The following is a 14239-nucleotide window of genomic DNA, read 5'->3' on the forward strand; positions in this document are numbered from 1 at the left end:
TTTCACTCTGAAATAGAGTGGCAATTATGAATTTATCATTATATTCTAAAAACAGGAATATGCCATTAGAATCTATTAGAATAAAATGGATTAGGTATATTGACTCAAACAAAAAAAGCCTGACAGTCTTTCGCTCTACGAAGGACTGTCAGGGCATGTTTACAGTTATTTTCTTATCGAATTACGTTGCCGTTTCTTAAACCTGATTTGTAAAATGGCTACGAGATAAGCAGGCAGTAGCATGGACCTCTTCCACCTTGCAGGTTGAGTCAGAATCCGATAAAGCCACTCAAGATTGAGCTTTCTCCAAACCTTTGGCGCCCGTTTTACCGTACCCGAGAGCACATCAAAACTTCCTCCAACTCCGATAAAAATCCCCTTGCTGAAATTCTTATAATGATTATAAATCCATGTTTCCTGCCTCGGTGCCCCCATGGCCACAAAAACCAAATCCGGCACCGTCATTGCTATCTGTTTTGCGACATCTTCAGCAGAACTGGAATACCCATCACTCGAACCGACAATCTTCAGGCCGGGATAATCTTGTTTGATCACCGTATTCAGCTTTTGCAAAACTTCTTGCTTTGCACCATAAAAATATACACTCAAATTGTTTTCGTCTGCCATAACCAAGAGGTCTTGCATTAATTCTACACCCGGTATCCGTTCCTTCAGCGGATTTCCGATAATTTTGGATCCTATAATCAAACCGATCCCGTCCGCGACTACGTAATCAGCTGCCTGAATCACCTTTGCAAAGCCCGAATCCTTATTTGCCATCATAATAATTTCGGGATTGGCAGTAACCAGGAATCGACGCCGGTTAGACTTGATGGAATCAAAGAGCTCATTTAGTAGTTCCTGTTTTGTACAATTGTCTAATTCAATATTTAATACGTCTACTTTCTTCAAAGGTCCTCCACCGTCCGAACAAATTTAATCCCGCAGATCATTAGTTTATCATACCACTAAGCCGATCATTCTTTGAACAACGTGTCCGGGACGGTCGTGGGTGTATCCCCCCGCAGCTTCCTGACGAACCTGCCTAGCCGCTCCATTCCCTTTTCCAATTGCTCCCTGCTGGCGGCATAGGATATTCGGACATGGCCCTCCCCGTACATGGTGAACGCACTTCCGTGAACGACTGCCACTCCTTCCTCTTCGAGCGCCCTGATTGCAAATTCTTTTGATGTAATCGGGAATTCTTCGATGGAAGGGAATGCATAAAATGCGCCGGTCGGGCGAACGATCGATAAATTCATCTCTTTCAGTGCCTCCAATAGGAATGCCCTTCTCTTGATGTAGGCCCGGTTCATCTTTTCCGGTGCATCAGTGGTTCCTGTATACGCCTCAATCGCCGCGTATTGTGATGGGGTCGGCGCACAGATGGCGTTGTATGCATGTACCTTCACGATATGCTTCATGACCGCTGCCGGCCCGAACAGTACCCCAATCCGCCACCCCGTCATGGAATGGGACTTCGAGAGGCCGTGGATCAGGAACAGCCGGTCGCGGAGCGCCGGGTAGGCACCAAATGACTGATGCGGTGCGTCGAACGTATTCTCGGAATAGATGTCGTCGGACAGGATATAGACCTGGTGGCGGGCGAGCACCTCAGCCAGACGGTCCATCTGGTCTTTCGGGATTGCGACGCCGGTCGGATTGGACGGATTATTGAAGATGACCACCTTCGTCTTGGGCGTGATCAGCTTTTCAAGGGCATCTGCATCCGGGATAAAACGGGTACGCCGGGTATCCTGATAGACCGGGATTGCCCCTGCCAGCCTGATCAGCGGCTCGTAGCCCGCATAGATCGGCACCGGTATGATCGCCTCATCCCCCGGTTCGAGAATGGTCCGGAGCACCGCATCCATCGACCCGCTCCCGCCTGCAGTAATCACCGTCTCGGTCGCCGGATCATAGCGGAAACCGTACTTTTTTCCGTAGTACGCGGCAGCAGCCTCCCTCAGCTCCTGCAGCCCGGCATTCATCGAATACCCCGTCATCCGCTGCCCGATCGCCTGCCGTGCCGCTTCCTTTACGTCGTCCGGCGGCGGAAAATCCGGCTGACCCACCGTCAGATTCACCGCCCCCGGATGCGCAGGCAGCCTGTTGGACATCTGCCGGATCCCTGACAGCGGTGTCCCCTCCACCAGCGGATTGATCCTAAGCGCCATTGTGATCACCCTTTCCTTATGTCAGTTTATGTGCGGGAAGTAGGAGTATGAAGTGGAGAAACTTTGCCAAATTAGAGATTGATTATGTTCCTCTCTTTTCCGCTTCATATCATAATCCATAATCCGACGCCTGCTGGCTCTACTTGCAGTCATCCGCTCGAGTTGATGAAATCTCCTGGGACGAAACTTGAGGGAATAGATTAACTACAACTTCTATTCCGCAGGTGGGGGAAGCATAAAAAAGCGCTCGGCATTGTTTTCCTAACCATAGGACAAACAACTTCCGAGCGCAATAACTTTTTTGAATATTCAATATGAATAAATTTCGGGGTCTAGCCATAAAGCAACCTTTCAACCCCACCTCATCAACTTAACGTTCTCACCCCGCACCGGCATCAACGTTCCGCAGTCCCCGCTCCCTTCCCGGTGCGCCGCTTCCTCCACAGATCTTCCGCCGCTCCGGATCCGAAGAGGACACCGGTGACAATCAGGATGAGGCCGAGCAGGTGGCGGAGGGTAAGGACTTCGCCGAGGAACATGGCGGAGCCGAGAAGTGCGACAAGGGTGTTCAGGTTCATGAAGATGGCCGCTTTGGTCGGTCCGGCCTGACCGACGGAGTAGTTGTAGAGCATATGGCTGATGGCGGTGCCGAACAGTGCGCTGAGGCCGAAAATCAGCCAGAATGTCGGCGGGACTTCACCGAACGCGGCAATTTCACCCGGTTCAGCGAACAGGCCGATGACGAACAGTGTAGAGCCTCCGATCAGGAGCATGTAGGCGGTCAGCAGCCTTGGGTCGAGTGTAGCAGCTGCTTTCGCGACAATCAGGAAGCTGAGCACCTGGACGGCAATGGACAGGAAGATGAAGATATCCCCCTGTGAGATGTCCGACAGCCCGCCACCTGCCAGGACGACGGAGCTGACTCCGATGAGGCCGAGCAGGACACCGAGCCACTGCAGTTTTGACGGGAACATCCGGATCAGCAGTGAGGAGAATACCGCGGTCAGAAACGGTCCTGTTCCGAGGATGAGCGCGGCGTTTGTGCCGGAGGTCATCGTCAGACCGGCATTCAAAAAGTAGTGATGGGCAACGACGTTTAGCAACATGCCTGGGATGATGTAGATCCATTCCGAACGTCGAGGCAGGCGGATGAGTTTCATGGCGGATAGGATGATGAAAACGGCGATGCCCGCAGAAAATATTCGGAGGGAGGTCATCGTGACCGGCCCCACAAACTCAAGCAGATACTTCAGCATCGGCAGGTTCAGCCCCCACATGAACATCACGAGCGTCAGCATCAGATAAATCTTCCACATAGGCCTGTCTTCCTTTCCTCCGGCTGCAAGGCATGGACTGTCATGGATGTAAGTATATCAGACCCGAAGGATGTCTCCGCAAAAAAAAACCTGCCTCGGCGGCAGGCCATTCAGCCGATGACGCTGAGGCAGTGCTGATAGAGTTTGGCCGTGACCAGGCAGTCTCCTATGGCATCATGCGCATCGTGTTCCAGTCTCAGGTATCGGCTCAGTGTCGTGAGCTTGTGGTCGGGCGTTTCGGTAATGACTTTCCTCGAAAGCTGTACCGTATCGATGACTGTGTATTCCGGGATCGGGATGTCGTACAGGTCTTCGATGGCATAGAGGAAGCTCATATCAAATGCCGCGTTATGGGCAACGAGAGGAAGGTCGCCGATAAAGTCGATCAGGCCGCCGATGATTTCATCAACCGTCGGCGCATTCTTGACAGATTCATTCGTGATGCCGGTCAGCTGTGTGATTCTGGGGGGGATATGCCGCTTCGGATTGACGAGCGTCTCGAATGTTCCGGTTTTCTCATGTTCCTTATATTTCACTGCACCGATTTGGATGATCCGGTCCGCTCCGGAGCGGAATCCGGTTGTTTCAAAATCCAGGACGACATAGCTGGCGGCTTTCCTCACTGAGGTTTTGTATCGTCTTGGCCGCCTCGGCGGCCGTGCCTGCTTTCGTTGCTTGCGGATCTTTTCTTCAAGCAGAGTCTCCACTTCCCGCCTCGGGTTCACCATAGGTATCCACCGCCTTCTGTCTAGTATTCTTCTATTTCCGTTTTTTCGATGATGTAATCATATTGTAATATTTATTTTCCCGAAAAAAAACCGTTCCGGTAAATTTCCCGGAACAGATTTTTTCTTTATCAACCTTTGCCGCGGAGGCGCAGTACTGGCACTTTCAACATTCCAATAATAAAAAACCTTCGGACCCACCTATCACATTCAGGTCCAAAGGTTCATTTTTTCAGTTTAGGCTGTTTCAGTGTGACATCCAGCGTCTTGTCCTCCAGCAGTTGGGCAAAAAATACTTGGTCTGACCGAGAAACGCCGTGTTTGCTGATTTCTTCAAGGAGCCATTCTTCGCTCAATCCATATAACCGGAGATTTTTCCGGTTGACCCTTCCGTCCGCGATGATTTCCGAAGGCATGTACTGTGGAGTGCCCCCTCCAGCCTTGACGTCTTTTTTGGTGGCAGGCAACTGCGGTACTTTCTGCAGGACACTCAGGGCACCGTTTGTTTCCAGTACGGCATACTGAACATCCTTAATGGTAAAAATCCCGGTTTCCCGAAGCATCATGTTCAAGTCATCCAGATGCAGCTGCACGGACTTCATCGCCTGTTCGTCAATCCGCCCATCCCTGATCACAATGGTCGGCTGATTGTCGAGAATCATCCTGGTACTGCCCCATTTCAGTGTGATGAAACTCAGCAGAACGACAAACAGTACCCAGACCACAAGAGATACGAGCCCATTCCAAAACGGTGTCTCGCTCTCCCCCGCAATGTTGGCTGCAATTGAACCGATCGTAATCCCCGTGATGTAATGGAAAAACGTCAGCTGACTCATCTGCTTTTTGCCTAGCAGCCGTGTCAGAAGCAACAGTGCCGCGAACGACACCGATGTCCGGAAGACCATTTCCCAAAAGTGGACTTCACCCCATCCTTCTCCCCATCCATCAAACATAGGACGCACCCTTTCCTTCGTTCTCCTCCTCCATCCTGCCACTCAAGCTAAATCTTTATTCACAAAAAAACCGCTGCACTGATGTGCAGCGGTCCGTGCGCTAAACCTTCAAATTATAGAGGGTCGTTGAAACGGTCCCGGCTTGCAGGGTCAACCGTGTCATCCATCCGTGTGCGGTCAGTTGTGGCGGCAGTTTCTCCTACCCGATCACGGTCCATCGTGAAGTAAGTGTCTTCTACGCTGGCATTGCGGTCAACAAGGACGAGAATCTTTCCTTCGTTAAAGTACGTCTCGTAGCGCTCAGCTTCGTCTTCCGGCACGCCCATACCGATCAGCGCACCCGCCAGTCCGCCGACGCCCGCGCCTGCTGCTGCTCCGGTGAGTCCGGCAACGACCGGGCCTGCAGCGACGATCGGCCCGATTCCCGGAATCGCCAATGCCCCAAGACCTGCAAGCACACCGCCCAGGCCGCCCAGTACGCCGCCGGTCGCAGCGCCGGTCGCGGCGCCTTCTGCAGCCTGTGTGCCGGTCTCATCCTGGATCGCTTCCACATCGTCATTGTTCTTCGAAATGACAGAAATGTCTTCCGTTGTGTATCCCTGGCGTTTCAGATCCTCGATTGCATCAATCGCTTGCTGTTCGTTGTCGTAATAGCCTACTACTCTACGTTCAGTCATGTTTCCTAACGCCTCCTTTATAAGTCTAGTCTGAGAATACCCGCTGAACAGTAGGCTAAACACGGAAGGCCGCCCGCAAATGCGGACGGCCTTCCCAAAAATCGTTTATCGGAATAACATAAAACGGAGATAATCCCGCCAGTCATGGGCTTTCCATTCTTCTCTGGACGGCCACTCAAGCGGCATCGGAAGAATGATGGCAGGCGGCGCAATATATCGGTCATAGATCGGCCCGGTTATCACCAAGTCACCCTCATACAGGTTATCCGTGATGATGCTCTGACCTTTCCAGTCAAACGGGGTTATGACCGGGACGCTCACCGCATGCCCGTCCCCGTTGATGACTGTGGCGGTCGCTTCATCCATGTACCTGTCGGTGAGGGCTTCCGCTTTAACGGCGACGGCATCAAACGCCTCCTTGGTGTAGATGACGGCATTGACATTGTTCGCAAACGGAAGCGTGCTGACGTCTTCATTCGGCACGATCCGCACCTCGTAGTATGCCAGCGGATTGCTGACATCACGCTTTTCGAGCTTGCGGTAAGTATCGAGCCACTTTGACTCCGGCGCCTCGACCTCCGAAACCGAATCAACACTGCCTTCGATTGCGGCTTCAAGACCGGGAGCCTGGATATAAGCCCGGTCTCCCTGCTGAATATCCTGCCACTCTTCGCCGGCCGCATATGTCAGGATCGTCCGCTCCAGTGCGTACACATCCACTGCCAGTTGCTCACCCTGACGATGGACATTGGCCACCGTCCCTTCAACCGGGCTGACCAATGAAGGGGATTCCCCGGTTTGTTCCAGCTGGGCCTCGACAACCGTCAGCTGGCGCCTGATGTCAGATAGCTGGTTTTCTACAGCGGTGATTGCATGGGCATAGGCACCTTCCTGCGGAACATCAACAGTGACATCGACGCTCAGATCGACGATCGGGCTGTCGTTGTCGCCGCTGCTGTTTCCGAACCGTTCATTGGTGTTGGAGTCAGAGCCTGACTGTGCAGAACTGCGTTCCCGTTCCAACTGGCTGAGTGTGGACTCCAGCTCACTTTCCTGAGCTTCAAGCGCGCTCTGTTCCGACTGCCAGATCGAGCGCTGGCCTTCCATCCGCCCGGCGTCCAGCTTTGCGATCGGCTGGCCGGCCGTGACCGATTCCCCTTCCCTGACAAGCCATTCCTCTACAGTGGCATCACTGTCGACATACGCCGTATAGACCGTATCCGGCACGACCAACGCCTCCTTGGGCAGTTTCTCTGCGTAGTCTGCGGCGGCCATTCGCTCGGTTTCAGGCGCGTAGACGTACTTTGGAATCAGGCTCTTCTGTCCGTACAGCAATATGAGGTTCGTTGCAATAAAAGTGGTGACCGCAATCGCCACGGCAATATTCCCAAGCTTATTCAACTGTCGCACCTCCCCCGATTAGCTCAGTGAACAGCTGTTCAGTAGGAATCATTCCATACAGGCCAACGGCAAGTGCCATCAGCACCTGTATGCCGAGGATGATCCAGAGAAGGCTCCGGCCGGCATTCGGCAGAATCTGGCGGATAAATCGGAACTGGAACGCCACGACGAGCGCAGTCCCGACACTGAGCTGGTTCAGGAAGTAGATCATGAACGGATAGGTCAGGAATGTCGATGCAAGCGGCCCGAAAGACAGCGGCGAAACAGGCGTCGCGGCACCGCTCAGCAGAAAGAAGGCAAAGACGACGGCTTTTTCAAACAGCAGGATTGCAGTCACGAACAGCTGGAGGACGATGAGCTTCCCGTATTCGGCATTTGTCAGCTTATGTAGGATGAACGCGACACCATACAAATGGAACGCCGTATAAAAGACAGACCAGAGAATGGCGGCTGCGAGCGAGAGGATCCGCCTCAAGGCGAACGTTTCCTCCGCTCCGCTAACGGCGATCGGCGTGAGGGCCCGTGAACCTACCCCCCACATGTCCATCAGGGCATACAGGACAACGGCGGATAGGAACAATCCGGCCACACGCCACCGGAAGCCCTTCATCGAGCTCCCATTCATCCGGTCCGTCAGTTCCCGCTGATTCAGCAGGAAGCGCCAGAATTTGAATTCAAAGAACATACACCCATATCCCTTCGAGCCGATAGGTTAATAGTTTCTTCTTAACTTTACCAAATAAAAGCCGTTTTGTATTCGTTCAAACGACACAGGTCCAGAGGATTATCCAAAAATTGCGGCACCAGGCAGTACTTTTATAAATTGTTTCAAACTATGCACCATTTCCCCATTCCTGCGGGTTCTGCGCCAAATGCCAAGAACCCGCCGTTGTCCTCGAGGCGGGTTCTTTAAAATTCATCTATTTTTATAAAGTACCATTCAACTGTCCGGTCAGGTGGTGGAAGAGGTCCCGGTCTCCTTGTTCTAGTGCGCGATCGATCAGATTCAGCAGGTTCATCCGCTCAAGTTCTTCGATCAGGTTTTCCGCTTCACCGGGTTCGAGCAGCAGCGGGTCATTTTCCATAATGTCCGCCCCCTGCAGGATTTCTTTAAGATGAGTATGAATGTCTGATATGAGCAGCAACTGATAGAGCGGGAGGCGGATGAAGCGGCTGCCTTTCTGGAAAACGAAAATGTCACCAAGGTTTTCGACTTGAAGGTTCTGGAGGTTAATATGGATCTCTTTCCCCTCCGACGGAATGAAATGAAATAGCTCTTCGCCTTTTTTGATCGTGAAGTACTGATACTCAAATACCAACTTCACTTTCGCCTGTTCCTGCGTAACGTAAAATGGCTTCATTCGTTGAATGTGCAGCATGGGGCTCCCTCCTTTTCTAAATATTCCGTTATCAACAGTTTACCATAATTATATGAAAGCGCATACAAAATAATCCGGGCTTGAGGCCCGGTAACTTTTTTATTCGCCGGGACTCTTTCTTTCCCGGCCTTTTTTCCGGGGGCGCTGGCTCCCGTCTACAAAAAAGCCGAAACCGTCTTCCCCGAATTCCATGATATAGGATGACATGAACTCGTTCCCGGTCTCGCGAAAAAGCTGACGATCCTCGGGTGGCTTGTGAAAGACGATTACCTGCTCGGCAAAATCCATGCTGACGTTGCTCAGCCTGAATGGACCGTAATTCATTCCGGGAAGCCGGATGTAATCCCCGTCTCCTTCCATGACCACCTTGTAGCCTGTTTCTCCTCCACCCTTCCTCTCAATCAGCCTCCACTTCCCCGGTCTGATTCCACTCCTTTTCCCCTTCAGCCTGATTTCATACCGCGTCATCCTATACACTCCCTTCTGCCTATTTCGTTATTATCATCATATTTACAATATCCGTTAATTTATTGACCTAAATCGACAAAATGATGATTATCAATCAACATTTTGTTGATTATGCCGGGCGCTTCCTTTCCAACCGTTAATTTGGGTCCATGAACGTCCCAAAAGGGGGTATGGGATCGTGGCGATCCAGGATAAATTTAGGGAATACCGTGAAGATGTGCTCGGCATCAAGCAGAAAGAAATGGCATACAGATTAGGCGTGGATCCGGCTGTGCTGTCCAACTATGAACTCGGGAAGCGGGACTTCCCGAATGATTTGCTCGTCAAGGCAAAAGAAGTGTTCGGGATGACCGACGAGCATTTCCTGGCGATGATGCTCGGCAGACCTTACGGCGGGGGCGGACGGAACACGGCCCGTCTCCTTGAAGAGACCCGGGAAGCCCAGGCCCGCTATTACGCCTCTTTTGCAGAAGCATTTGGGGGAGCCATCGAGCAGTCGGGAGAGCTGCGCGAACTGATCGCTTTTGTCTCTGGACAGGATCCAAAAACGCGAAAAGAGATGCTGTCGGTCACAAAGCGCATGCTGGATATTTTTAAAGACATGAACAGAGGCGAACACGCTTAAGAGAATCGGCAGTCCCTCCGTTTACGATTGTTTCAGGGCATCGTATAATGGAGGGACAGCCTTTTTTAGTTTGATGGCTGTTTCCGCCATACGGCTTACCGGAATGGACGGAACTCAGCCCATAGAAAGCGGTGTTTTCATTGATCGATCAGCTTACGGAAGTCGCCGATATATATAGAACAGAAATAATTGATGCGATGGAGCAGCAAAAGAGGCTTCCCGTCACACATGAAGTGAGGGAACGGCAGTTCCGCCAGGCAGCAATGATGGTCCGCAACGACTGGCTGCGGCTTCTCCAGTCCGATCAGACCGGAACTGTCCGTTTTGCCTTCCCCGGCTATCCGCAGCCGGAAGCGGAAATCCGCCTGTTTAATCCGCGGGCGGTATGCAGCGTCCACGGGGACAAGGGATGTGAGCATACGACGGCCGCCTATTTCGCGCTTTATCAGCGCTTTGCCTCCCTGTCAGATTGGCTTGCAGAGTGGCGTCATTCGGCAAGCCACATCCCCGCTCCGTCCCGGGCGGCGGAAAAGACGCCGGAAGCGTGGCGTGATGTGTTCGATCAGCTGACCGGCACCTTTCCTTCGATCGGGGAGAATCCCCCGTTCCATATGATTTCGTCTGCAGTCACACTGTACCGCCAGCAGGTGCGGGAGGCGGAGCCTCTGGAGCAGGAATGGAAACCGATCTTCCGGCTTTATGCAGGGCTGTTCGGTTTTCGCGCCGTCACTTCCGGTGCGCCGGCGGGCGGGTTCTCGATCGGTTATGACCGGTGGCAGTACGGCCGCCTTCTCGACTCGATCACGGACGGCATCAGGGACGAGCTGAAACTTCTTTCCACCACCCGCCGATTGTTTGCAGCCGATCCTTTTTATCAGGACCTTGAGGAACTGATCCGGACACTTACTCTGGTTGCCGAAAATGCCCAGGGTCTCTGGCTGTCCATTTACCGCGAGATGTGGGAATCCCTTTTCAGCGGCAACGATGCACGGCAGCGTGAACTCGGGACGCTCCGCCAGATGAAAGCCGAGGGCGAAGATGCGCCTGCTCTCCGGCTCATGACCGCATATCTGGAAGTGCTGTCAGGCGTTCCAGCCACAGACCTGGATGCCCCGCTTGCCCAAAGCGATCTGCCGCTTTTCCCTTCCTATCTGGATATGGCATCCAGCCTTGCGGAAAATGGGCATGCCGATGAAGCACGAAATCTTCTCATGTCGCTCGTTCCTCAGATCAGAAACTATATGGAATCCGTGTCGTTCCTTGACCAGCGCACCGCGGCAGGCAGACTGGCAGACCTGTGCCGTGAAACGGACGTGCCAGATGAGACGGCGGCCGATATCTTGTTCCGATGCGGGAGCGCCGCGGAAGCCGAGTATGCAGAATTTCTGCTAAGCCGCGGGCGCTACCTGGAATGGGCTGCGTACCATCATCTGAACCGCTCCAGTCTCGAAAGGATTGAACGGACCGGACTGAAGACGATGATGGATCAAGCACCGATGGAAGCCGTCTTCCTGATGAACGTCCATGTGGAGGAACAAATTGCCCAGAAAAGCAGGCAAAACTACCGGGAGGCCGTCCGGATACTAAAAAAGATGAAGCGAGCCGCGAAAAAGGCCGGGCGTACAGACTGGTGGTCCGGTTACGTCGCGGCACTGCGGCGGCGTCACCAGCGGCTCCGCGCACTCATGGAGGAACTTGAGAAAGGGGGCCTTCTGTCATGAAGCCTCTCACACTGAATCGCGATATCCGTCTATCCATCAGCGAATCGCCGGACGGCGGGTTTCTGTTTGCGGGGTTTGACGGATCCGGTGACTTTATCGGGAGCCGGGCCCTGAAGGAACTGTTGTTTTTCAGCCATTTGCGCTCTTTTATGGGCCTCCTCATCGAGGACATGGACGGCGCCGTCCGGGCAGGAAGCCGTGAAGTCATCGAATCATTCGGCAGCCCTCATCCGTTTGTCCGTTTTATCGGTAAGACGGATGCCGACGAGCAGTGGATCAGCATAATTAAGGAAGCCGCCTCCATTTACCGGGAACCTGGGCTGCCCCGGATCATCGGTGCTCCGGGCGGTTCGCTGCAGGTCGCCGAAGGCGTCTCTGAAGAAGCCGCCCGTCTGCTCGGACGGGTCTTTTCCGAAATCCTGGCGGAGGGCGGCATCGGGCAGGAACGCCTGGAAGACGTGATCCGCTTCCGCCGGTCTGAAGTTGCTGAAGCACCGGATGTTCCCCTTCCTTTCAGAATGGCCCTCCGTCTTTCGGAGCCCGAAGATGAAGAAGGAGGTTGGATGCTGGAGAGCATCCTCGTGAATCCTAAAACCGGCACACACTGGTCACCCGCAGCAGGCAAAGTTTCAAAGTCTCCGTCTGAATCTCTCCCGAAAAAATGGAAGCCGCATGCGGGTCCCGTTTCCCGGATGCAGTCCAGGATCCGTACTGTCCTCTCGGGAGACCACGGCGGCGGGGACGACTCGTTTATCGCCCTCTCCCTGGAGGACCATGAAGTTCGGGAATTCCTGAAGGACGATCTGCCTCTCCTGCAGGCGCTGGATATCGATGTCATCCTTCCCGGCTGGCTCCGGGAAGCCGCGGAACGCCGTGTGCGCGTGCGTGCTTCCGCCTCCGCCTCCTCATCCGGCAATGCCCGGCTTGAAGATGCACTCAGCTTCAACTGGACGTTTTCCCTCGGCGGTGCCGATATTCCCGCCGAACAATTTAAGCGGCTCGTTGAGGAAAAGCGGGAATTTATCCGGGCAGGCGACGAATGGTTCCGGCTGGATGCCGCCTGGCTTGCCCGCATCCGCGAGATGATGGAGACGGCGGAGAAAAGCGGCTGGACTGTAAAGGACCTCCTGTTCCGGGACCTCGAAGAGGAAATTGGGGCAGGCCGTGCCGAGCGGGAAGAAGAGGACGAAGACGATCCTCTGTTTGATTTCCTCCTTCAGCATTCACTGAAAGACGCGGTCGAGCGGATCCGCAGCAAGGAAGGCATACCGGAAACCCCTGTGCCCGCGGGACTGCAGGCAGAACTCCGGCCTTATCAGCAGAAAGGGTTTGACTGGCTTGTGTTTATGCGGGAGCACGGCTTCGGGGCTGTTCTTGCTGACGACATGGGACTCGGCAAAACGGTCCAGCTGATCGCCTACCTGCTCCATGTCCGGAAATCGGGAACAGCGGAAGCCCCTTCTCTCATCATCTGCCCGACATCTGTCATAGGCAACTGGCAAAAAGAGCTCCAGCGGTTTGCCCCCGACCACCCGGTCCTTGTCCACTATGGCACTTCCCGCCTGAAGGGCAGTGAACTCGAAGCGTCGCTGGAATCACTCGGCAACGGGCTTGTCCTGACGACCTACGGCACATTCATGCAGGACCATGAGGTAATGACCTCGATGGAATGGGACGCCGTCTCGCTGGATGAGGCGCAGAACATCAAGAACATGCAGACCAAGCAGTCCAGGGCGGTCCGCAAGCTCCGGGGCCGGCACCACATCGCACTGACCGGCACGCCGATCGAAAACCGTCTCGCTGAACTGTGGGCAATCTTTGACTTTATCCACCGGGGCTACCTCGGCCGCTTCTCGGAGTTCCAGGAAGCATTTATCGGACCGATCGAGCGTGACGGATCGGAAAAGCAGATGCAGCGGTTACGCACGAAGATCTCTCCATTCCTTCTCCGGCGTACCAAATCCGATCCGGCGCTCAAGCTGAATCTTCCCGACAAGCTAGAGGAAAACGAATTCGTGCCGCTCACAGAGGAGCAGGCCGCGCTTTATGAGGGCTATATCAGTGAGACGAAGGCAAGCCTAATGGAAGCGGAGGGCTTCCGCAGGCGCGGCATCATCCTGAAGATGCTCAGCCGCCTGAAACAGCTTTGCAACCACCCAGCGCTTTTCCTGAAGGAGCCATTCACAGAGCCGGACGACATGCTTGCCCGCTCCAAGAAGCTTGAGCGGATCATGACGCTCACTGCGGATATTGTCGATCGCGGCGAGCAGGTGCTCATCTTCACCCAGTACATCGGCATGGGTGAGCTGATCCGCCACTGCCTGTCCAGCCTCTATGATATCGAAGCGCCTTTCCTGACCGGGAGCATGCCAAAGGGCCGCCGTGACCGGCTCGTCGAGGAATTCCAGGAAGGCGGCTTCCCGGTGTTCATCCTGTCGCTGAAGGCTGGAGGCACCGGACTGAACCTAACGGCTGCCAACCACGTGCTCCACGCCGACCGATGGTGGAATCCCGCCGTCGAAAATCAGGCGACTGACCGTGCCTACCGGATCGGCCAGGACCGCTTTGTGCACGTGCGCAAATTTGTGACGATCGGAACAATCGAAGAAAAGATCGATAAGATGATCGCCGAGAAAGCCGCCCTCTCCGCCGACCTGATCCAGTCCGGCGCCTGGATCACGGAACTCACCGACGAAGAACTGAACGACTTGTTCTCCATCGGGTGAATGACGGGACAGCATCGGAATGTTGATCAAACTATCTTGTCAATTCAAACCGTACTGCCATATGTAGCAGA

13 protein-coding genes are annotated in these 14239 nt (G+C 54.0%); 3 read left to right on the forward strand and 10 right to left on the reverse strand.

All coding sequences use genetic code 11. The annotated features are described in order from the left end of the window. Nucleotides 1–165: 165 nt before the first annotated feature. The 10 genes from AV656_RS05975 to AV656_RS06020 form a co-directional block, all read right to left on the reverse strand. Nucleotides 166–912: a WecB/TagA/CpsF family glycosyltransferase gene (locus AV656_RS05975; protein WP_063179835.1), complete on the reverse strand. Its 747-nt coding sequence runs from the start codon at nucleotides 910–912 to the stop codon at nucleotides 166–168. Nucleotides 913–977: 65 nt separating this feature from the next. After that, the gene (locus AV656_RS05980; RefSeq protein WP_063179837.1) at nucleotides 978–2177 is read right to left on the reverse strand and encodes an aminotransferase class I/II-fold pyridoxal phosphate-dependent enzyme; all 1200 of its coding nucleotides are present in this window, start codon (nucleotides 2175–2177) and stop codon (nucleotides 978–980) included. A 395-nt stretch (nucleotides 2178–2572) separates the two neighbouring features. Continuing rightward, nucleotides 2573–3493, reverse strand: a complete 921-nt coding sequence (locus AV656_RS05985) for a DMT family transporter (RefSeq protein WP_063179843.1) — start codon at nucleotides 3491–3493, stop codon at nucleotides 2573–2575. 110 nt (nucleotides 3494–3603) lie between these two features. Continuing rightward, nucleotides 3604–4221: a PolC-type DNA polymerase III gene (locus tag AV656_RS05990; protein ID WP_063179845.1), complete on the reverse strand. Its 618-nt coding sequence runs from the start codon at nucleotides 4219–4221 to the stop codon at nucleotides 3604–3606. Nucleotides 4222–4442: 221 nt separating this feature from the next. After that, nucleotides 4443–5171 (reverse strand): DUF421 domain-containing protein, encoded by a 729-nt coding sequence (locus tag AV656_RS05995; RefSeq protein ID WP_063179847.1) that lies wholly within the window; start codon nucleotides 5169–5171, stop codon nucleotides 4443–4445. Between the two features lie 113 nt (nucleotides 5172–5284). Continuing rightward, nucleotides 5285–5848 (reverse strand): general stress protein, encoded by a 564-nt coding sequence (locus AV656_RS06000; protein WP_063179849.1) that lies wholly within the window; start codon nucleotides 5846–5848, stop codon nucleotides 5285–5287. A gap of 105 nt (nucleotides 5849–5953) precedes the next feature. After that, nucleotides 5954–7249, reverse strand: a complete 1296-nt coding sequence (locus AV656_RS06005; RefSeq protein WP_063179852.1) for a biotin/lipoyl-binding protein — start codon at nucleotides 7247–7249, stop codon at nucleotides 5954–5956. Next, complete coding sequence (locus AV656_RS06010) at nucleotides 7242–7934, reverse strand: hypothetical protein (protein ID WP_063179854.1); 693 nt, start codon at nucleotides 7932–7934, stop codon at nucleotides 7242–7244. The genes AV656_RS06005 and AV656_RS06010 overlap by 8 nt, the downstream gene beginning before the upstream one ends. Before the next feature lie 241 nt (nucleotides 7935–8175). Then, entirely contained in the window at nucleotides 8176–8628 is a 453-nt protein-coding gene (locus AV656_RS06015) for an IDEAL domain-containing protein (RefSeq protein ID WP_063179856.1), read from the reverse strand. 99 nt (nucleotides 8629–8727) lie between these two features. Continuing rightward, a complete protein-coding gene (locus AV656_RS06020) occupies nucleotides 8728–9096 on the reverse strand; it encodes a hypothetical protein (RefSeq protein WP_063179857.1) in 369 nt (122 codons plus the stop codon). 178 nt (nucleotides 9097–9274) lie between these two features. On the opposite strand from AV656_RS06020, the gene AV656_RS06025 reads away from it, so the two are divergent. The 3 genes from AV656_RS06025 to AV656_RS06035 all read left to right on the forward strand — a co-directional run bounded on the left by AV656_RS06025 (nucleotide 9275) and on the right by AV656_RS06035 (nucleotide 14168). After that, nucleotides 9275–9721, forward strand: a complete 447-nt coding sequence (locus AV656_RS06025) for a helix-turn-helix domain-containing protein (protein WP_063179858.1) — start codon at nucleotides 9275–9277, stop codon at nucleotides 9719–9721. Nucleotides 9722–9861: 140 nt separating this feature from the next. Further along, a complete protein-coding gene (locus tag AV656_RS06030; protein WP_063179860.1) occupies nucleotides 9862–11442 on the forward strand; it encodes a hypothetical protein in 1581 nt (526 codons plus the stop codon). Next, nucleotides 11439–14168, forward strand: a complete 2730-nt coding sequence (locus tag AV656_RS06035) for a DEAD/DEAH box helicase (protein WP_063179862.1) — start codon at nucleotides 11439–11441, stop codon at nucleotides 14166–14168. The genes AV656_RS06030 and AV656_RS06035 overlap by 4 nt, the downstream gene beginning before the upstream one ends. Nucleotides 14169–14239 lie beyond the last annotated feature (71 nt).

This window comes from Bhargavaea cecembensis (assembly GCF_001619585.1).
GTDB classification, from domain to species: Bacteria; Bacillota; Bacilli; order Bacillales_A; family Planococcaceae; genus Bhargavaea; species Bhargavaea cecembensis_A.